The sequence below is a fragment of the Eubacterium sp. 1001713B170207_170306_E7 genome (assembly GCF_015547515.1).
Classification (GTDB): Bacteria; Bacillota; Clostridia; order Eubacteriales; family Eubacteriaceae; genus Eubacterium.
Window position 1 is genome coordinate 63,790 of record NZ_JADMVE010000001.1, and the last position, 20,246, is coordinate 84,035.

The 20,246-nt window shown below is 47.8% G+C and carries 19 protein-coding genes; 17 read left to right on the forward strand and 2 right to left on the reverse strand.

Going from position 1 to position 20,246, the window contains the following annotated elements; translation table 11 throughout:
- Positions 1 to 115: 115 nt before the first annotated feature.
- Positions 116 to 1,936 (reverse strand): NFACT RNA binding domain-containing protein, encoded by a 1,821-nt coding sequence (locus I2B62_RS00330; RefSeq protein WP_195266998.1) that lies wholly within the window; start codon positions 1,934 to 1,936, stop codon positions 116 to 118.
- Positions 1,937 to 2,080: 144 nt separating this feature from the next.
- Here I2B62_RS00330 and dapF point away from each other — a divergent pair, with 144 nt between their 5' ends.
- From dapF to I2B62_RS00400, 14 genes are all read left to right on the forward strand, one after another.
- Positions 2,081 to 2,959: a diaminopimelate epimerase gene (gene dapF / locus I2B62_RS00335; protein WP_195266999.1), complete on the forward strand. Its 879-nt coding sequence runs from the start codon at positions 2,081 to 2,083 to the stop codon at positions 2,957 to 2,959.
- Between the two features lie 25 nt (positions 2,960 to 2,984).
- Positions 2,985 to 3,866: a YicC/YloC family endoribonuclease gene (locus I2B62_RS00340; protein WP_195267000.1), complete on the forward strand. Its 882-nt coding sequence runs from the start codon at positions 2,985 to 2,987 to the stop codon at positions 3,864 to 3,866.
- A gap of 40 nt (positions 3,867 to 3,906) precedes the next feature.
- Positions 3,907 to 4,539: a guanylate kinase gene (gene gmk, locus I2B62_RS00345; protein WP_195267001.1), complete on the forward strand. Its 633-nt coding sequence runs from the start codon at positions 3,907 to 3,909 to the stop codon at positions 4,537 to 4,539.
- A gap of 2 nt (positions 4,540 to 4,541) precedes the next feature.
- Entirely contained in the window at positions 4,542 to 4,874 is a 333-nt protein-coding gene (gene rpoZ / locus I2B62_RS00350) for a DNA-directed RNA polymerase subunit omega (protein ID WP_195267002.1), read from the forward strand.
- 8 nt (positions 4,875 to 4,882) lie between these two features.
- Positions 4,883 to 7,111 carry a primosomal protein N' gene (gene priA / locus I2B62_RS20405; RefSeq protein ID WP_195267003.1) on the forward strand — a complete coding sequence of 743 codons (2,229 nt, stop codon included), beginning with the start codon at positions 4,883 to 4,885 and terminating at the stop codon, positions 7,109 to 7,111.
- Positions 7,112 to 7,123: 12 nt separating this feature from the next.
- Positions 7,124 to 7,564: a peptide deformylase gene (def, locus tag I2B62_RS00360; protein ID WP_195267004.1), complete on the forward strand. Its 441-nt coding sequence runs from the start codon at positions 7,124 to 7,126 to the stop codon at positions 7,562 to 7,564.
- A complete protein-coding gene (gene fmt, locus I2B62_RS00365; protein ID WP_195267005.1) occupies positions 7,561 to 8,502 on the forward strand; it encodes a methionyl-tRNA formyltransferase in 942 nt (313 codons plus the stop codon). Before def ends, fmt begins: the two co-directional genes overlap by 4 nt.
- Before the next feature lie 68 nt (positions 8,503 to 8,570).
- Positions 8,571 to 9,269: a zinc metallopeptidase gene (locus I2B62_RS00370; protein WP_195267006.1), complete on the forward strand. Its 699-nt coding sequence runs from the start codon at positions 8,571 to 8,573 to the stop codon at positions 9,267 to 9,269.
- 6 nt (positions 9,270 to 9,275) lie between these two features.
- The gene (gene rsmB / locus I2B62_RS00375) at positions 9,276 to 10,595 is read left to right on the forward strand and encodes a 16S rRNA (cytosine(967)-C(5))-methyltransferase RsmB (protein ID WP_195267007.1); all 1,320 of its coding nucleotides are present in this window, start codon (positions 9,276 to 9,278) and stop codon (positions 10,593 to 10,595) included.
- 102 nt (positions 10,596 to 10,697) lie between these two features.
- Positions 10,698 to 11,720, forward strand: coding sequence for a 23S rRNA (adenine(2503)-C(2))-methyltransferase RlmN (gene rlmN, locus I2B62_RS00380; protein ID WP_195267008.1), 1,023 nt, complete (start codon positions 10,698 to 10,700; stop codon positions 11,718 to 11,720).
- A gap of 4 nt (positions 11,721 to 11,724) precedes the next feature.
- Positions 11,725 to 12,471, forward strand: a complete 747-nt coding sequence (locus I2B62_RS00385; protein WP_195267009.1) for a Stp1/IreP family PP2C-type Ser/Thr phosphatase — start codon at positions 11,725 to 11,727, stop codon at positions 12,469 to 12,471.
- Positions 12,464 to 14,233: a Stk1 family PASTA domain-containing Ser/Thr kinase gene (gene pknB, locus I2B62_RS00390; protein ID WP_195267010.1), complete on the forward strand. Its 1,770-nt coding sequence runs from the start codon at positions 12,464 to 12,466 to the stop codon at positions 14,231 to 14,233. The genes I2B62_RS00385 and pknB overlap by 8 nt, the downstream gene beginning before the upstream one ends.
- A 17-nt stretch (positions 14,234 to 14,250) precedes the next feature.
- The gene (rsgA, locus tag I2B62_RS00395) at positions 14,251 to 15,147 is read left to right on the forward strand and encodes a ribosome small subunit-dependent GTPase A (protein WP_195267011.1); all 897 of its coding nucleotides are present in this window, start codon (positions 14,251 to 14,253) and stop codon (positions 15,145 to 15,147) included.
- Between the two features lies 1 nt (position 15,148).
- Positions 15,149 to 15,793, forward strand: coding sequence for a thiamine diphosphokinase (locus I2B62_RS00400; RefSeq protein WP_195267012.1), 645 nt, complete (start codon positions 15,149 to 15,151; stop codon positions 15,791 to 15,793).
- 53 nt (positions 15,794 to 15,846) lie between these two features.
- On the opposite strand, the gene rpmB is transcribed toward I2B62_RS00400, so the two are convergent.
- Positions 15,847 to 16,035, reverse strand: coding sequence for a 50S ribosomal protein L28 (rpmB, locus tag I2B62_RS00405; RefSeq protein ID WP_081571172.1), 189 nt, complete (start codon positions 16,033 to 16,035; stop codon positions 15,847 to 15,849).
- A gap of 155 nt (positions 16,036 to 16,190) precedes the next feature.
- Between rpmB and I2B62_RS00410 the strand changes: the two genes are divergently transcribed.
- Genes I2B62_RS00410 through recG form a run of 3 tightly spaced genes read left to right on the forward strand, consistent with a single transcriptional unit; the run spans position 16,191 to position 20,238 of the window.
- Positions 16,191 to 16,538 (forward strand): Asp23/Gls24 family envelope stress response protein, encoded by a 348-nt coding sequence (locus I2B62_RS00410; protein WP_058693955.1) that lies wholly within the window; start codon positions 16,191 to 16,193, stop codon positions 16,536 to 16,538.
- A 12-nt stretch (positions 16,539 to 16,550) separates the two neighbouring features.
- Positions 16,551 to 18,170, forward strand: coding sequence for a DAK2 domain-containing protein (locus I2B62_RS00415; RefSeq protein ID WP_195267013.1), 1,620 nt, complete (start codon positions 16,551 to 16,553; stop codon positions 18,168 to 18,170).
- A gap of 16 nt (positions 18,171 to 18,186) precedes the next feature.
- The gene (gene recG, locus I2B62_RS00420) at positions 18,187 to 20,238 is read left to right on the forward strand and encodes an ATP-dependent DNA helicase RecG (protein ID WP_195267014.1); all 2,052 of its coding nucleotides are present in this window, start codon (positions 18,187 to 18,189) and stop codon (positions 20,236 to 20,238) included.
- The last annotated feature ends 8 nt before the right edge of the window (positions 20,239 to 20,246 follow it).

Below are 20,246 nucleotides of genomic sequence, written 5' to 3' on the forward strand. Positions count from 1 at the left end.
ATAAACTATCTTGAAAAATGCTTATATGCCCCCTTTTATTTTTATGTCATATGTCGCTGCGCTTTGACGTATGTGTCGTATGAACGTTTTTGAAGGTTGAGATGCTTTCACGGCATCATTTTGATGTTGTGGTTTCACCTTCATCAAAAATCTGCTGGATTGCGGCGATTTTATCCCTGGTAGGGGTCACGTACATGGTGTTTTGATTGGTGAAAATGACCATGCCCGGTTTGGCTTTCTTGGGTTTTTTTAAAAACTTGAACTCGACATAGTCTACCGGAACATTTTCGGAGTTTTTGGCTTTGCTGTGCCATACTGCCAGCATACCCGCCTCCAGCAGCGTATTTTCTGTAATGAAGCGTCCATTGGCGACAACCAGGACGTGTGAGCCTGGAATATCCTTGACATGAAGCCAGCAGTCCTCGTCTACGCCCAGGCGCGTGGAAATATAATCATTCTGGTAATTGTTTTTTCCAACATAGATATCGAAGCCCTCAGAGGACAAAAAATGCAGAGGCCTGGAGGCGGCGATCTTTTTCTTGGCCTCCTTGGGTGTCAGGCCCTTTTTATTAAATTCAGAATGCATGAACTCGTGGCGGATCTCATCCAGCTCATTGAGCTCTGTGGATTGATCCAGGCCGCCTGTGAGGCTCTCGAGGTAGTAGACCTGTTCCTCGGTGGTTTTAATCTGCTCGGCCAGCTGGATCTGCGCCCGTTTTCCCTTGTTGTATTTTTTATAAAAGCGCTGGGCGTTCTGGGAAGGCGTTTCATTGACTTTCAGGTGAACCTTGACCGTTCGCATTTCCGGGTCGGTGTAGTCCACCAGCTCCACGGTTTCCATACCCTTTTGAATCATGTAGATATTGGCGGTAATGAGATCGCCGTAGAGCTTGTTTTTTTCATTCTTTTTGGAATTGTCCATATCCTGATGCAGGTTCTGAAGCTTTTTATAATTTTTTTTCAGCAGGGTGTCCAGCTGATGGCGCAGATTGGCGCTCTTTGCCTTGAAACGGATTTTTTTGTCCTTGATATAGTAAAAGGCCTCCAGCATTTTTGAGACGCTTGTATAGGCAGTGCGGGCGTTATCTGTCATATGGTGGAGGCTGACCGTAGAAAAATCCACGATCTCACGGCGGAAATAGTAAATGCCGCAGTCGGAACCCTTTTCAATTTCTTTCATAATCTCGCCGAAGGACTGGTACAGGTAGCCGAGCTGTTTTTTTGAGAATTCCTTCAGTTTGAGCTCCGGGTTAAGGCCGGCCCTGAAGCAGATCTCCCGGGCAATGATGGGGCTCAGCCCCAGAAAGCACTGTACCCAAAAGCGCTCTGTAACGGTTTCGGCGTTTTGCGACACCATTTCATCGTAGCGGGCTTCGGTGAGCGTCAGAAAATTCTGGCGGCCGCTTTCCGGCGGGTAGACATAAGCCTTTCCTGGCAGAATCTGGCGGTAACGGTTAGAGCCGGAGCCAACCTTTTTCATGGAGTCCAGAATGATATCTTCGCCGTCTTGTGCTTCGCCGGAGGCGTCGGTTTTATCGTTCAATAAAATAACATTGCTGTTGCGGCCCATGATTTCAACGATCAGCTTTTTTACCACCACATCGTTGAACTCGTTTTTGCCAGAGACGCTGAACTCGATGACCCGGTCGGTCTCGTGCTGGACGATGTCCACGATAATGCCGTTCAGCAGGTGTTTTCTGAGCACCATGCAGAAGCTGGGCGGTGTGCCCGGGTTTTCCTTGAGCTTTTCGGTCAGGTAAACTCTCGGGTTGTTGGCGTTGGCCGAGATTAAAAGGTTATGGTTTTCTTTTCCCTTGTTAATGGTCATTCGGATTTCATCGTTTTCCGGCTGGTATATTTTACGGATACGGCCCCCGGTGATGGTCTCCTGTAATTCGTTTATTAAATGTTTGGTGGTAATGCCGTCAAATGCCATTGATTCAATTCCCTTCATCTATTTTAAAGATTTTATTTCTTTATTTAATCTTTTCAAATTATTCTAGCATTTCCTGTTGTTTTTTGGAAGTTTTTTGGATATGATAGAAGATAAATAATTGAAAATGGAAAGATAGGCTTAAGAATGAATTTTACAAAAATGCAGGGTGCCGGGAATGACTTTATCGTCATTGACAATATGGATATGTCCATTGAGCTTCCGGCGCAGTTAATAGAGGCGATGTGCAGGCCGCATTTTGGAATCGGCGCAGATGGTTTGATTCTGGTCGAGCCCTCAAAGTCCTGCGATGTGCGCATGAATTATTACAATCAGGACGGCTCCGTCGCTGAAATGTGCGGCAACGGTGTCCGCTGCCTTGCCAAGTACGCGGCTGACGCTGGCCTTGTGGACGCTTCAAAACCCTTTGAGGTTGAAACCCGGGCCGGGAAAATCGGCGTCCAGGTTTTAGAATCCTATCGAGGGGTATCTACCATCAAAGTAAGCATGGGTAACGTCAGTTTTGAGCCCCGGGATATTCCTGTGGTTTCAGATAAGGCGGCGCTCATTGGAGAAAAAATCACCTATAATGGTCAAGAACTGACCTATGGCTGCGCGTCCATGGGCAACCCGCACATGGCGGTTCTGGTGAACAGTGTGGACAGCTTTCCCATCGAGGAGGTCGGCCCATACTTTGAAAAGCACCCCATGTTCCCCAATAAATGCAATATCAGCTTCGCGGAGGTGCTTGGCCCGGACAGCATTGCCATGGACACCTGGGAGCGCGGCGTTGGCCGTACGCTGGCCTGTGGTACGGGTACCTGTGCCACCGTTGCGGTGTTAAACCGCATGGGGCTGGTTGGCAATAAGGTACAGGCCTGTTTGTCCGGCGGGGATCTGGTCATTGAACTTGACGGAAACGCTGTTTTTATGACAGGACCGGCAAAGGTAGTGTTTACGGGAGTCTATGAAATGCAGGTTCCCGATGCGGAAGAGGCGTTGTTTGCAGCCTTAAGAGAATTGTAAGCCCGAAAAGAACGGAGGCAACAAAATGAAAAGTATGACAGGTTTTGGCCGAAAGGATTACAGAGACGAAGCACTGGAAATATCAATCGAGATAAAAACCATTAACCACCGCTTCAGAGATTTTTTTCTGAAGCTGCCGCGGTCCCTGAATCCCATTGAGGAAAATATCCGAAAGGCCATCAGTGAAAAAATCGCACGCGGCCGCATTGAGGTTTTTATCAAATACAATGAGATTAACGCCCAGAATAAACGGATTGTTTTTAACCGTGACCTTGCCAAGGCGTATATCAATGTTTTAAATGAGATTAAGACAATGGATTCCATGATCGATGATGATCTGAGCCCTGGCCTGATCGCTAAATTTCCGGATGTTGTCAGTCTTGAGGATGAGGGCGTGGACTATGAAGCCGTCTGGCTTAAAATGGCCCCTGTACTCGAGGAAACGCTGGAACAGGTGGATGCCAGCCGGAGCCGTGAAGGAAGGGCGCTCAAAGAGGACGTTGCGGCCCGCTGTGCCGCCATTGAAAAAGCCGTCTCGGCCATTGAGGCCAAGAGTCCGGAGATGCTGAATAAGTATCAGGAAGAGCTGAGAGCAAAAATCGAGACCTACACCGATTCCATGGAAGTGGACGAGAAGCGTGTTCTGACAGAGGTGGCCATTATGGCAGATAAGCTGGATATCAGCGAGGAGCTGACACGGCTTAAGAGCCATACCGGCCGTCTGAAAGAAATTCTCGGAGAAGAGGATGAACCCGTAGGGCGTAAGCTTGACTTTCTGGTTCAGGAGCTCAACCGCGAGATCAATACCATTGGCTCAAAGGCCAGTGACATCGGCATTGCCAACCTGGTTGTGGATGTTAAAAGTGAGATTGAAAAAATCCGCGAACAGATCCAGAATATCGAATAATTTTATAAAAATGTCAACAATTGGAGGAGTTTAAGCAAAGATGAGCAGTGAAGAAAAGTTTTTTGAACGGGAAAAGGGAATTCTGATCGTGATCTCAGGGCCTTCCTGCGCCGGCAAGGGGACAGTCTGTAAAATTGTGCGTGAGAACCGTCCGGAGATACGGCTTTCAATTTCTGAGACCACCCGTTCACCAAGAAATTATGAGGTGCCGGGTAAGGATTACTTCTTTGTTACCAGAGAAGAGTTTGAGCAGCGTATTGAGCGGGGAAAATACCTGGAATACGCGACGGTTTATGATAATTATTACGGAACTCCGAAGGATTATGTTGAAAATTTACTCGAAGAAGGGTATGATGTTATACTGGAGATTGATATTCAGGGCGCCGCCAAGGTTCGGGAGAATTACAAAGAAGGGATTTACATCTTTATTGCGCCGCCGTCCATGAAAGAGCTGCGCAGAAGAATTGAAATGCGTGGGACGGAGAGTGCGGAGCAGATGGAAATGCGCCTGAGCTGCGCCTATGATGAGATGACCAATGCGGATGATTACAGCTATATTGTCATTAATCAGGATAAAAATGTGGCGGCCCGCCAGGTCGAATCCATTATCACTGCTGAAAAATGCAGAACCGAACGTCTGAAAAATAAAGTGAATGATATTTTAGGGAGGTAGAAATGAAACCAAATATTACAGAGAATTACGCGAGCAAGGGAATGCGCTACCCGGCCATCAACGATCTGATTTCCAAAGCGAGCAATAAATATGAGCTGGTGCTGGCAGCGGCCAAAAGAGCCCGGGAAATCATCGACGGCGACGAGCCGCTGGTCAAGATTACCATTGATAATCCGGTCTCCATCGCCACAGCCGAGATTGCCCAGGATCTTGTACGTCCGGTACAGCCTGTGGAGACTTCAGAAGTTGACGATGTTTTTGAAGACGCTGTTTTCCCAGAAGATGATCTTTTTAGTGAAGCGGAAACAACCGCTGATATGGCTGAAGATTTATAGGAACGATCGTGAAATTTGCTGAGATTTATTTAAATCAGACGAATAAGCGAATTGATCATCCTTATGACTATAAAATACCGGAAAGGTTTGAGTCGGTTGTTGTTCCCGGGGTGCGCGTTGGCGTAACCTTCGGGAATGGAAACCGTCAGCTTGAGGGCTTTGTGGTCCGTGTGAAAGAGGAAACCGCTTATCCGGAAAAAATCAAAGAACTCGAAGCCGTTATTGATGAAAGCCCGATTTTAACAAAGGAACAAATCGCTTTATGCCTGTGGATGAAAAGCGCCTACTGTTCTTTGTTTTATGAGGGCCTTTATCATTTTACAAGCCCTGTAAAAATCGTCAGACGCTCAGCGGTTTCGGAGGAAGACCCACATGAGAACCGGATTGTCTTTACCTCCTACGAGTCCACCGAAAGAGTTTACCGGCTTGAGAAAAGAGAAGCAGTGCGCGGACCGGTGCAAAAACAGATTCTTGAGCTGCTGGCGGTAAGAGATTTTACCAGAAGAGAGCTCTGTGACCTTTTGGGCGATGTTGGCGGCAGTCTGTGTGCCCTGGAGAAAAAAGGCCTGGTGACAGGCTATGAACGGGATACAAGCTGCGCGGCGCCATCCGGAAAAGCGGTGACTGAAGCGATTGAGCTTTCTGAGGGCAGCGCCTTTTTATATCAGCGGTTTTTAGAAAAACGTGAGGAGGAAAGGCCCTGCTTTGTTTTTGAAGAGGACGCAATGACCAAGCTCATGTTTTACTGCAAGTTGGTGGAGGATTGCCTGAGCCGGGAAAAAACAGCCGTGATGCTGTTTCCTGAAATTGGACTTTCCCTTGAGACAAGGGCCCTGCTTTACCGCTATTTTGGAAACGCCGTGGCCGTCTGCCATGGAAAGATGAGCCAGAAGGAGCGTTATCAGATTTTTAAACGGGTGAGCTGCGGTGAGATAAAGGTACTGGTTGGCTCACGGGCAGCGCTTTTTATGCCCTTCAAAAGGCTGGGGCTCATCATTGTGGATGAGGAGCGCGATCCGTCCTATTATGCGGCGGCCATGCCCAGGTACAACACCATTACCCTTGCTCAGGAATACGCCGCGCTCTGTGGCGCAGAGCTGGTCATCAGTGACGAGTTGCCTTCTGTGATGGCGATGAAAAAGACAGAAACCGGTCACTGGACAGGGATTCATAATGCCCCATGCTTTGTAAGAAAAAAGCCTGTGCCAGCGATTATTGATATGCAGAGCGAAATGAAGTCGGGGAATTTTGACTTTATGAGCCACCGCCTCAGAGATTGTCTTGAAAAGACCTTGGCGGAGAAAAAAACCGCGGCGCTGCTCATCAATAAGCGCGGCTACGCGTCCTATGTCTTTTGCAGGAGCTGCGGCTATGTGGAAAAGTGCCCGACCTGTGGGGTTAGTCTGAAATACTATGCAGGCGGTGATGTTTTAAAATGCCATTACTGCGGGTATACTAAAAAAAGGAACGCTGTCTGTCCTGAATGCGGCGAGAAAAAAATCAAGGCGCTGGGACTAGGCATAGACCAGGTCTATGAGCTGCTTAAAAACCGTTATCCGGATTGTCGTATTTTAAAGCTTGACGGCGAAACCGTTGCCTGCTATGATGATTTTAAAAGAATCAACCGTGAGCTCTCAGAAAAAAGCTGGGATATTATCTTGGGAACGCGTATGCTGCTGAGAAATTTTGACTTTCAAAATATCGGCCTGGCCGCTGCGCTGCTCATCGACAGCGATCTGAACCACGGAGATTACAGTTCATCGGAAAACGCCTATCAGCTTTACAAGCGTTTTTTTAACAGGATGGCTGAAGATACCCCATGCCTGATTCAAACCTATGAGCCGGACAATATCACCAATGAGGCGTTGATCTCAGAGGACCCAGAAGATTTTTACAGGCAGGAGTTTGAATACCGGAGCCTCATGGGCTATCCGCCGGAAAAGCACATTGTGCTGTTCAGCCTCTTTCATTCAGATGAGACGCAGGTGGCAGCGGACAGCCGGGTTTTTTACCATTCGCTGAAAAAAGCCTGCGGACATAAGGGCGCTGTGGAAGTTTTTGAGCCCTTTTTATCCGGCGTGATCCGTGGGAACGGGCAGATTCGCTGGAAAATTTTATTAAAAACAAAGGATTTGGAAGTCTTTAAACATATAATTGAAGAAATAACGGCGGCAGGGGAAATCGAACGGCTGGCCTCAAAGGTGTCAATCGAAATTGATCCTCCTGCGACCCTTTAGAAAGGAGAAAATATGGCGATAAGAAAAATGCGGGTAAACGACGATCCGATTCTGAGAAAAAAAACCCGTGAAATTACTGAAATAAATGATCGGATCATTGAATTGCAAAAAGATATGCTGGATACAATGTATGCTGAGGAGGGCGTCGGCTTGGCCGCGCCGCAGGTTGGCGTGTTGAAACAGCTCATCGTAATTGATATTGGAGAAGGCCCGGTGACCTTGATTAATCCGGAAATTACAAAGCAGGAGGGATCCGTCATCGAGGAGGAAGCCTGCTTAAGCTTTCCAGACCGTTCCGGCAAGGTAGAGCGCCCGGAGCTTGTCACGGTTGAATACACGGATCTGAGTGGTGACCGCTACGAAATGGAATGCCAGGGGCTCATGGCCCGGGCAGTGTGCCATGAGGTTGATCACCTGAATGGCATTGTGTTTCTGGACAGGGTCGTTAAATGAAAAAACTACGTGTCATATTGATGGGAACCACTGATTTTGCGGTTCCTGCCCTCAATAAGCTGGTGGAAGCCGGGCATGATGTGGCGGCTGTGGTCGCTCAGCCCGACCGTCCAAACCAGCGCGGTAAAAAAATAAAGTTTTTACCAGTCAAGCAGCGGGCGCTGGAGCTTGGAATTCCTGTGCTTCAGCCAGAGAAGATTAAAACCCCGGAAGCGGTTGAAGCGCTGCGGCTATTGGAGGCGGATGTCTTTGTGGTGGCCGCCTATGGACAGATATTGTCTGAGGAAATACTTTTTATGCCGCCCCTGGGCTCTGTGAACATACACGGTTCGCTGCTGCCTAAATATCGCGGCGCCGCGCCAGTGCATCATGCCATTATTGACGGCGAAGCCGAGTCGGGCGTTACCATAATGAAAATGGATGTCGGTATGGATACGGGCGATATGCTCTCAAAGGTGCATGTGCCTATTGATGAGACCACCACCGTTGGCCGGCTTCATGATCTTCTGGCAGAAAAGGGAGCGGAGCTGCTGATTGATACGCTGGAGGCTCTGGCGGCAGGAACAGCGGTGCCCGAAAAGCAGGACGAGGCTCTGGCAACTTATGCGGATAAGGTTGAAAAGACAACCGGAAAGCTTGACTGGAACCAGAGCAGCTTTGAAATTCTGCGCCGTATTAACGGAACCGATCCTTTTCCAAGCGCTTACACTGAATTGAACGGTGAAAAGATAAAATGCTTTGCGCCGGTACGCTTGGACTATTCCGGGGAAGAACTCCCCGGAATAGTCCTGCAGGCAAACACTAAGAGCGGTTTAGTTGTAAAAACCGGGGATGGCGCCCTCGCCATTGGAGAAATTCAGATGCCAGGCAAGAAAAGAATGCCGTCGAAGGTCTATTTCAATGGGAATACCATCGAATCAGGCTCACGGTTTGAATAGATTAAGCTTGATTTTAGAGAGTTTTTGTATAATAGGTCACAAATAATTAAAATTGTGAGGAAAATAAAATGTTTTTAAGTTACTACAGCTCAATGCTGATCTTGATACCTGGGCTTATTCTGGCCGCCTATGCACAGTATCAGGTCAGCAGCGCTTATAAAACCTACAGCCGTGTACGGACGCGCAATGGCCTGACCGGGGCCGAAGCAGCGCGAAAGCTGCTGGATATTAATGGACTCAGCAACATTGGCATTGAGAGCATTGGCGGGAACCTGACAGACCATTATGATCCCAGACATAAGGTCATGCGTCTGTCCGGCGGCGTCGGCGGTCAGGACAGCATCGCTGCTGTCGGCGTTGCGGCCCACGAGACTGGGCACGCCATCCAGGATAAGGAAGGTTACTTTCCGCTGCGGTTCCGCAACGCCATTGTGCCAGTCTGTAATTTTGCGTCCAATGCTGCCTGGCCTTTGTTTTTCATCGGGCTGGTCTTTGGCAGAGGGAATACAGGCTTTGGTCCGACATTGATGAATATTGGCATTATTTTATTCTGTGTTTCGCTGGTGTTCTATATTATCACCCTGCCAGTAGAATTTAACGCGAGCCGCAGAGCAGTGGCGGCACTGGAAGAGTACCAGCTCATTGCTCCGGGCGAAGAACAGGGCGTTAAGAAGGTGCTTCGGGCCGCTGCGTTAACCTATGTTGCCAGTACGCTCATGGCGTTCTTAAACCTGCTGCGTCTGCTGGCGTTGCGGAACAGGAACTGACAGCTTATGAAAATTCGTGAACAAGCGGTAAAAACGCTGCTCAGAGTGAGCTGTGAGGGCGCTTATTCCAATCTGGAAACCAAAAAAGTGCTCTCAGAAAGCCATTATAAAGAAGAGGACCGTGGACTTTATCTCAATATTGTCTACGGGACCCTTCAAAATAAGCTGTACCTGGATTACCTGTTAAAAAAGCATGTTTCAAAAAATCTGAATAAGCTGGACCCTGAGGTATTGGAGATACTGAGGATGACGGTTTATCAGATTTATTTTTTGGATAAAATCCCATCCTACGCGGCGGTAAATGAAGCGGTGGAAATTACGGGAAAACTCAGACCAAAGGCCAGGGGTTTTGTCAATGGAGTGCTCAGAAATGTGCTCCGGGGCAGAGATGCGGATGCAGCCTTTGATTTTTCTTCCTTCAGCAATGAGAAGGAAGCGCTGTCAGTGCGTTACTCCATACCGGTCTGGATTATTCATAAATACTATGAAACCTACGGTGCCAGACAGGCTGAAGCGATCATCCCATTGCTCAATGAAAAACCGCCGTTTACCATAAGAGTCAACACCCTTAAGCTTGACCGGCATACCCTGGCGCAGAAGCTTTCTGAGCAGGGAATAGACTGTGCGGAGGGCAAGCTGGACAGCGATGCCCTGCATTTAAGCAGACTGGGGAGTTTTGAGAGCCAGGTGCAGCGGGATCCGCTGTTTACAGCGGGCTGTTTTATGATTCAGGACCAGGGTGCCATGATGGCAGCGCGGCTTTTAGCGCCCCAGAAAAAGGACCGTGTACTGGATATGTGCGCCGCACCAGGTGGAAAAACGACGCATTTGAGCCAGATAATGGACAATGAGGGGACAATAATCGCCCGTGATATTTTCGACAGCCGTCTCAAGCTGATTGAGGAAACGGCCGAACGCCTTGGTATCCGTAATATTGAAACGCAGAAAACAGACGGATGTATTTTCAGGCCAGAGGATCGGGAAGCCTTTGACAGGATACTGCTGGACGCGCCGTGCTCAGGCCTTGGAATTATCAGAAGAAAGCCTGAGATACGCTACACCGTCACCAGGGAAGCCCGCAAAGAGCTGACCCGCATCCAGAGACAGCTTCTCGACCACGCGGTTCTGTATCTGAAGCCAGGAGGAACACTGGTCTATTGTACCTGCACGGTCAACCGTGACGAAAATGAAGGACAGATCGAGCGGGTGCTGAGGGAATATCCCTTTATGAAAGTGGCGCCCGGCGAGATGAACGGACGGCACACCAGCCCCCTCGACGATGGCTGTGACGGCTTTTTTATGGCGAAGCTGAAAAAAGATTGTTAATCTTGTTAGAATTTGTGTTATAATAAATAAAAGTGATTGACTAAATTAGAATCCGGCTTTATGCCGGATTTTTAATTGGATAGAAAGGTAATCCATTTTCTGATGGAAAATATATTTGGAAAGACATTAAACGAATGTAAAACGCTGATGGAAGCAGCCGGAGAGCCTTCCTTCAGGGGAAAACAGCTTTTTCAATGGCTGTATGAAAAGAAAGCGGAAAATCTCGAGGCTTGTACCAATCTTTCAAAAGAACTCCGGGAAAAGCTGAAAGCACAATACGGTATCGAGCATGGAAAAATTGAAAGGCTGCAGGAAGACCCTGTCGATGGGACTAAAAAATACCTAATCCGCCTGCCAGACGGCAACAGCATCGAAACGGTGCTGATGTCCTATCATCACGGCTATTCTCTGTGTGTTTCCAGCCAGGTGGGATGCCGGATGGGCTGTGCCTTCTGCGCGTCCACAAGAGGTGGGAAAATCCGAGATCTTGAAGCAGGCGAAATTCTCGATCAGATCTATCTGGTCGAGCAGGAAGCTGGAATACGGATTTCCAATGTCGTGATCATGGGCATTGGCGAGCCTTTTGATAATTATGAAAACATACTGAAATTTTTGAATATCGCAAATGAGGGCTGGGGGATTGGACAGCGCAAAATCACACTTTCCACCTGCGGCCTTGTCCCGCAGATTGAAGCCTTTGCGGAGCTGGACCTTCAGATTAATCTGGCGATTTCACTGCATTCGCCCTTCCAGGACCGCCGTGAAACGCTGATGCCCATTGCAAAAAAATATAAAATTGAAGAACTTCTTAAGGTTTGTAACGATTATTTTACAAAAACAAAGCGGAGAATCACCTTTGAATACGCATTAATCGAGGGATTCAATGACCGTCCCGAGGATGTCGCTGAGCTTGCTGAAATACTGGGGAAAATGCCCTGCCATGTTAATTTGATCGGCCTGAATCCGGTTACGGAAAGTGCGTACAGGGGAAGCCGAAATGTAAATTTTTTTAGCAATGAGTTGAAAAAGCGCGGTATTACTTGTACAATTAGAAGGAAAATAGGCGATAATATCGATGCGGCCTGTGGCCAGCTGCGCCAAAAAGCAGACGGAATAAAGAGGTGATGAGATGAAGTGTGCGTATTCTTCAAATATAGGCGCCAAGCGAAAAGTAAATCAGGACGCTTGTCTGGCGGCTACCATTGAAAACAGTGGAAGAAAATACTATGTCTTCGCAGTAGCCGATGGTCTTGGCGGTCACCGTTCCGGTGAAATCGCCAGCCAGATGGCTGTTGATTATATAAAAGAAAAATTGTCAGATGTCGAAAATTATTTTGACTATGACGAAATGTACCGTTTTGTCAATGCAATCAATCATGAGATTCTTGATGTGAGCCGTAATTGTGAAGAGTGTCTTGGTATGGCAACCACTCTGACCATGTGCATCCTGGATGGTGGACGTCTGGGCGTTATCCATGTGGGCGACAGCCGGGCTTACCGCATTAACAAAGCTGGAATGGAGCAGTTAACAAAGGACCACTCATTGGTTCAGGTGCTAGTGGATGAGGGGAAAATCACTTCGGTGGAAGCTAGTGTCCATCCTCAGAAAAACGTCATTACCCGTGCCCTCGGCACAGACGATATTGTTCAGCCAGACCTGTATGATTATCAGGTAACCCCGGAGGATGTCATTTTGATTTGTTCCGACGGTCTTTACAATATGGTTGACGAAGGGGCTATTCGGGAAATTGTCTTAACGCATTCTCTGGAAGACGCGACCAAAGAATTGATTAACTTAGCAAACCACAACGGGGGTAATGATAATATAACCGTTGTACTGTTTAACCCAAAGGAAGAGGTAACTGCCAATGATTAGTAAGGTCTTGAACAATCGCTACGAGATAATTGAGTTGATCGGGCGCGGCGGCATGGCCTATGTTTACAAAGCAAAGGACCGTAAGCTTAACCGCTACGTCGCGGTTAAGGTTTTGCGTGAAGAGTACACAGAAAACGAACAATTCATCAAAAAGTTTGACCGCGAGTCCCAGGCGGCCGCGGGGCTTTCCCACCCGAATATTGTTTCTGTTTACGATGTGGGCGTAGAGGGGGATATTTATTATATCATTATGGAGTATGTGGACGGCATTACCCTGAAGCAGTACTTGAATAAAAAAGGCCATCTTGATTATAAGGAAGCGACCCGCTTCATTATAGACGTGGCGGCTGCGCTTAAATGCGCCCATGAGCATAAGATTATTCACCGGGATATAAAACCTCACAACATTCTTTTGACCCGTGATTTGGTGCCAAAGGTTGCGGATTTTGGGATTGCGAGAGCCATCACCAGCTCTACAGTAACCATGACCAACCAGACCATGGGCTCTGTTCACTATATCTCACCTGAACAGGCGAGAGGCGGGTTCGTGGACGAGCGTTCCGATCTCTATTCTCTCGGCATCATGTACTATGAGCTGCTGACCGGGCAGCTTCCCTTTGACGAAGAAAACACAGTGACCATTGCCATCAAGCATATTCAGGAGGAGCTGGTACCTCCGAAGGAAATCCTGCCGGACATTCCGGCCAGTGTCAATGATGTTGTGGTTAAACTGACGCGTAAAAAGCCTGAAGAACGCTACCAGAATATGGATGAGCTCATCGATGATCTTGAAAAGATCATGGTGGACGCCAATGCGGCAGTGGGCGATAACGGCGCTGCCGCCACCAGTGAAACACAGATTATCGGCGATGAAGGACTCTTTAAAATTGAGCCGGTTACGGGCCCCATCGAAAGCGGTTATCCCGAAGACGATGAGGAAGAGGAAGATGACCTGGCGCTGGCCCAGCGGAAGAAAAAGAAAAAAATCATTGGTTTTTCCATCGCCGGAGGAATTCTGGCGGTCATCCTGATCGTTATCCTGATGAACACATTGTCCACAAAAGCGGTCATGGTTCCGAACGTTAAGAACATGACTCAGGAGCAGGCGGCCCAGGAACTGGAAAAGGTTGGATTAAAGCTGGAAGTAGAGAGCCAGGTATACAGCTCGGATGTTGAAGCCGGCAAAATCGTTTCTCAGAATCCTGAAGAAGGCAGAGAAATGAAAAAGGGACAGACTGTTAAGGTAAATGTGAGTAAGGGGACACAGAATGTCACGGTACCAAAGGTTATCGGACTGACCGAGGCGGAAGCCACCGCGGCCATTGATAAACTGAAGCTGGTTAAGAATGTTAAGCGTGAGTACAACAGTGATGTCGCCACCGGCATAGTTTATTCGGTTGATCCCGGTGAGGGCGTCAGCGTTGCTGAAGGAACCAGTATCACGCTCTATGTCAGCAAGGGGCAGGATCTTGTAACAGTTCCTGGCATCGTTGGAATGAGCGAATCCGCCGCGGAGGCACAGATTGAGGACAGCGGACTGAGTGTTGGCAGAGTAACGACCAGTGAAAGCGACACGGTAAGCGCTGGTCTTGTTATCAGTCAGTCGCCGACCGAAGGCACCCAGACCGAAAGAGGCACTTCGATTAATTTTGTCGTCAGCAGCGGAAAGCCGGCCCCGACGCCGACCCCGACGCCAGAACCGACCCCAACCCCAACGCCTAAGCCATCACCGTCGCCTGAAGAAGGTGGAGGCGGCAATTAATAACGGTATTGTTGTCAATGAATATGAAAAAAAATAGAATCTCAGGAAGAATTATCAAGGGAATCGGAGGGTTTTACTATGTAAGACCCGACGGTTCCGCTTCTTTATTAGAATGTAAGGCCCGCGGTATTTTCAGGCATCAGAAAATCAAGCCCATGGTCGGCGATTTTGTGGAAGTGGTTGAGAATGACCAGGACGAACTGGCAATTGATGAAATAAAACCGAGAAAAAACGAATTTGTACGCCCGCCTGTATCCAATGTAGACGTGGCGTTAATTGTGTTTGCCGGAGAAAATCCGAGCCCGAACCTGCTGCTTTTGGATAAGCTGCTGATCGCGTCGGAAATGAAAGCTGTTGAGCCGATCATCTGCATTACAAAAACCGATCTTGTGGACGCGGGTGAGCTGCAGAGGATTAGGGCTATTTACGCCAAAACGCCCTATAAATGCTTTGCTTTTGATCAGACGGATAACATTGCCCTGGAAGCGATAGAGGCCGAAATAGAGGGCAAAACAGCCTTTCTGGCAGGACCGTCGGGTGTGGGCAAATCAACGCTGGCCAACCGGCTGTGTGAGGCGGGAGCCATGGAAACCGGCGAGCTCAGCCAGAAGCTTAACCGCGGCAAGCACACAACACGCCATGTTGAGCTGTTGGATTTAAAGGCCGGCGGGTATTTACTGGATACCCCTGGGTTTTCGTCGCTGAAGCTGGACAGGGAAATAGAAAAGGAAGACCTCCGTTTCTATTTCCCGGAATTTGAGGAGGGCGCCTGCCGCTTTGCCAGCTGTCTCCACCAGAGCGAGCCTGGCTGCGCGGTGAAAGCGCAGCTTGAGAGCGGTGAGATCAGCCCGGTGCGGTATGAGCACTACAGCTATCTTTTGAATGAAATAAAAAATAAGAGAAGTGACTATTAGAATGAAAGCAGTCGTTTTTACAAATGGACAGTATGAAAACTTAACTTTTTATAAAAATTATCTGGAGAGTGCAGTGGATTTTGAGGTGATCTGTGCGGATGGCGGGGCGAACGTTGTCCATGCCCTGGACATAACACCACAGCTGGTAATCGGCGACATGGACTCAATCCGTGCCGGGCTGCTCACAGAATATTTAGAAAAGGGCGTGGTCGTTGAACGCCATCCTACCCATAAGGACGAAACGGATACGGAGCTGGCTGTGGAGTATTGTATCCGGAAGCGGTTTGATGAAGTGGTACTGTTCGGCGCTTTAGGAAACCGGTTTGACCACAGCTTCGGGAATCTTTATTTACTGAACCGTCTTCTGAAAGAAGGGATTCAGGGTGAAATTATCAATGAAAACAACCGGATCTTTCTGGTGAAGGACCGCGCCGTCCTGGATGTGCCGGTGGGAACGACGGTTTCGGTTCTGGCGTTTACCGACCATGCCGGGGAGATCAACCTGAAGGGGTTCGAGTATCCAGTGAAAAACGGCGAGATGGCACATTTTATACCCGGCTATGGCATCAGTAATGTCACCGCCGAAAAGCAGCCTGAAATATCGGTTGAGCAGGGAATATTGATGGTTGATATTGTAAATGAGTAAAATAAAAACGTGCAAGTAATCAAACCTGCACGTTTTATAAGTTGAAACGGGTACTATGCTCTTTCAACTTTTCCGGAACGTAAACATCTGGTGCAAACATTAACTCTTTGTGGAGTGCCATCAAGTACAATTTTAACTTTTTGTAAATTAGGTCTCCATACTCTTTTATTATGTTTATTAGAGTGAGTGACATTGTTGCCAGACACAACGCTTTTTTTACATACAAAACATTCTTTAGCCATTTGTCCAACCTCCCTTGCGCTATTCTTCTACTAAAACAGAGGTTATTATACCATAAAATTTAAAAATAATGCAATAAGAATTTTGACTTTCTTGAATTATTTATGTAAAATAGATATGATATAGTTGAGTAAAGAAGATAAAGGAGTATTTACCAATGAAAATAGAAAACGAATTAGGATATATTGATATCTCGCGTAAAGCGATTGCGGATATCGCCGGAAACGCTGCTATGGGATGCTACGGCTTAGTCGGTATGGCACATCAGCGCGGTAAGGACGGCCTGATTGAAATAATGTCCGGAGAGCAGGCCAGTAAGGGCGTCGGCGTTAAAATCGACGACGATGGAAAGCTGATTATCGACCTCTACGTGATTGTAGAACAGGCAATTAAGATTTCTGTAGTGGCTGAAAATATTATTTCAGCCGTAAAATACAGCGTTGAAAAACAAACTTCACTGAAGGTAAAACGCATCAGTGTTAATGTCGTAAGCGTAAGAGTGTAGGCGGAGGAAGGAATGAAGACCCAAATAATTGATGGAAATTTACTAAAAAAAATGTTCGAGTATGGTGCGAAAAATCTCGAAATTTATAAAAAAACAGTGGATGAGCTAAATGTGTTTCCGGTGCCGGACGGCGATACGGGAACCAATATGTCTTTAACCTTCTCACATTCGGTAAGCGAGCTGGAAAAAATGACGAGCATCAGCCTTTACAGTGTTGCGAAAACCGCATCCAGCGGCGCCCTGATCGGCGCCCGCGGCAATTCAGGCGTTATCCTGTCTCAACTGCTTCGTGGTCTGGCCGAGGGCTGTAAGGATAAGGAAGAATTGGACATCAAGGGCCTTGGTATGGCGATCCGCGCCGCCGCTGACGCTGCTTACAAAGCTGTCATGAAGCCGACTGAAGGAACAATTTTGACGGTTGCCCGTGAAATGGCTGAATTTGCCATGGACAACTATGACCGTTACGACAATCTGGAAGATTACCTTGAAAATGTTATTTCCTATGGTAAAAAATCGCTGGCGAAAACACCGGAATTACTGCCGGTATTAAAGGAAGCCGGTGTTGTGGATGCCGGCGGGCAGGGCCTGATTTTTATTATGGAAGGCGCTTACAAGGGAATGACCAACCAGGAGCTGAGCCAGGAGGTACACCTGAATATCAGCGACCGCGAGCGCTTTGTCGACGACTCAAACATGCGGCCTGAGGACATTACCTTTGGCTATTGTACTGAATTTATTGTTAAGGACGCTGCCAAGGCGGACGATAACGAGCTGCGTGAGTACCTGAATACCATTGGGGACTGTGTGCTTGTCATTAAAGACGATGATATCATCAAGGTGCATGTGCACACCGACCACCCGGGCAAGGCCTTTGAAAAAGGGCTGACCTATGGCGCTCTGATCCGTATGAAGGTTGACAATATGCGCGAGATGCTGGGGGTTTCGGAAGAAGAAACCGAGGATAATGAGCCGGCCAAGCCCTATGGCTTTGTGGCCGTATCGCCAGGAGCGGGACTGACCAATTTGTTCAAGGATCTGGGGATTACGCGGGTTATCTCCGGCGGACAGACCATGAATCCGAGTACTCAGGATTTTCTGGATGAAATTGAAAAGACCAACGCGGAAGAAATTTTTCTTTTCCCCAACAACAGCAATATCATCATGGCGGCCAATCAGGCACAGGCCATTTCAGAAAAGCATGTGCATGTCATTCCAACCAAGACCATTCCGCAGTGTGTCACGGCAATGCTGAGCTTTCAGCCCGAGGTTAAATGGGAAGACAATGAAAAGAACATGCTGGAGGTCATTCCAACGGTTAAAACCGGGGAGGTTACCTTCGCCGTCCGCGATACCAAGATCAACGGCCTGAAGATTGCCAAAAATGATATCATCGGTATCTTTGGCGGTGAAATAATCGTGAAAGGTGACGATGTTTCAGAGGTAACCAAAGAGCTTCTGGATAAAATGGTTGATGCGGACAGCGAGCTCGTATCGGTCTATTATGGTTCCGATGTGGCCGAGGACGATGCGGAAGCACTTGTTGAAGAGCTGGAAGAAAAATTTGAAGATTGCGATGTGGAAATCAACGAAGGCGGGCAGCCGCTGTATTATTACATTGTGTCGGTAGAATAGATTCAGAGGGGATAAAATGAAAGTGTCAGATTCAATTAGAAACATATCAGGTATCGGGCCGAAGAGAGCGGAGGCTTTCGGGGCGCACGGTATTACCACCATTGAGGATCTGCTTGATTTTTATCCCCGGAAGTATCTTAACCGAAAAATAATGGGCTCATTTCAGACAGAAACGGATGAGGCGGTGACGGTAAGGGCCGTTGTTGCCAGGAAGGGAACATTGCGCCGTATCCGCAGAAACATGTCCCTTTTTGTGCTGCCGGTAGTGGAAACGCTTGAAAATGGCGAATCCGTAAAAGGCGAGATCGTCTGGTTTAACCAGCCCTATCTTAGGGATATTTTTTCCGAGAACGAGGTTTATTATTTTTTCGGAAAGGTTGTCATAAAAAATAATCGGCGTCAAATGTATAATCCCCAGTTTGCTCATGAGAGCAAGCTAGAGGATTTCTTTATTCTTACCCCTGTTTACCCCAAAATCGAGGGAGTTCCGGGAGAATCGCTTAAAAAATACATGTCAGCAGTCTTCAAGCAGCCCCTGGTTGTAAAGGATGATCTGCCGGAGCGTTACCGGGAAAAGTACCATCTGCTTTCAAAGGAAGCCGCCCTGGAAAAGATACATTTTCCCGATACAGTAGAGGATGTAGCCCAGGGAAAAAGCCGGATAAAGTTTGAGGAAGCCCTGAAAATTAATATTGGTATTATGAACAGCCGCGCGTTAAACGGCGTGTCTAAAATCCATCTTGACAATTTTGGGGCACTCAAACGCTTCACAAAGGGACTGCCCTTTGAGCTGACAGACAGCCAGATGAAGGTGCTTGACGATATTGCCGGCGATATGAAAAAGGAAATTGTAATGAACCGTCTGGTTCAGGGCGATGTGGGTTCCGGTAAGACAATTATCGCGGTTGCCTGCGCCTATCTGATGGCGCTCAATGGTTACCAGACCGCATATATGGCGCCGACAGAGATACTGGCAGGCCAGCACGCCCAAAATTTCAAACAGTATCTTGAACCCTACGGCATACGCGTCGAACTGCTGACAGGCTCACAAAAGGCCAAGGAGCGGAACGCAGTGACTGAAACCATTGCCAGCGGCGAGGCACAGGTGATCATCGGAACACATGCGCTCATACAGGACAGTGTGGATTACTATAATCTGGGGCTGGTTATTACTGACGAGCAGCACCGTTTTGGCGTCAAGCAGCGTGGAAAGCTCAGTCTGAAGGGAGAAACACCTCATACGCTGGTCATGAGCGCTACCCCGATTCCCAGAACACTGGCGCTTATTCTCTATGGCGATTTGGATGTTTCCTATATCGACGAGCTGCCAAAGGGGCGAAAAAAAATCAAGACCCATTTTTATAATGAGAAATCTTATCCGAAGATTTTGAATTTTATGGCGAACGAAATGGACAAGGGCCAGCAGGCTTTTGTCATTTGCCCGTTTATTGAAGAGTCCGAGGAAATGAGTGAAGTCAAGGATATTCAGAACGTCTTTGCAGAGGTGACGCAGTTTTACGGAAGCAGGTTCCGTATTGCCTGTCTCTACAGCCGAATGCCCGCGGAAGAAAAAAAACAGATTATTGACGCCTTTAACCGCTGTGAAATTGACCTTCTGGTGGCCACCAGTATTATTGAAGTTGGAATTGATGTGCCCAATGTTTCCGTGATTACCATTCTGAGCGCGGACCGTTTTGGTCTGTCCCAGCTGCACCAGCTTCGGGGACGTGTGGGCAGGGGGATGCACCAATCCTATTGCTTTTTAGTGTCAAACTCCAGAAATGATCAGACCATTGAACGCATGCGGGTAATTGTCAACAATCACAGCGGCAAAAAGATTGCCGATGAAGATTACCGGCTGCGCGGGCCAGGTGATTATTTTGGTCTGAAGCAGCATGGATTTCCCGAGTTTAAAGCCTTGAATCCTTATGAGGATTTTGATCTTATTGCTGAAACCAAAATGGTGGCAAAGGAAATCTACAATGCAGGTGATAAGGAAACAATGGCCTACCGGGCCCGGATTATTGAAACCTTCTATAAAAATTTATCGGAAATTTCTATGAATTAAAGGGAGAA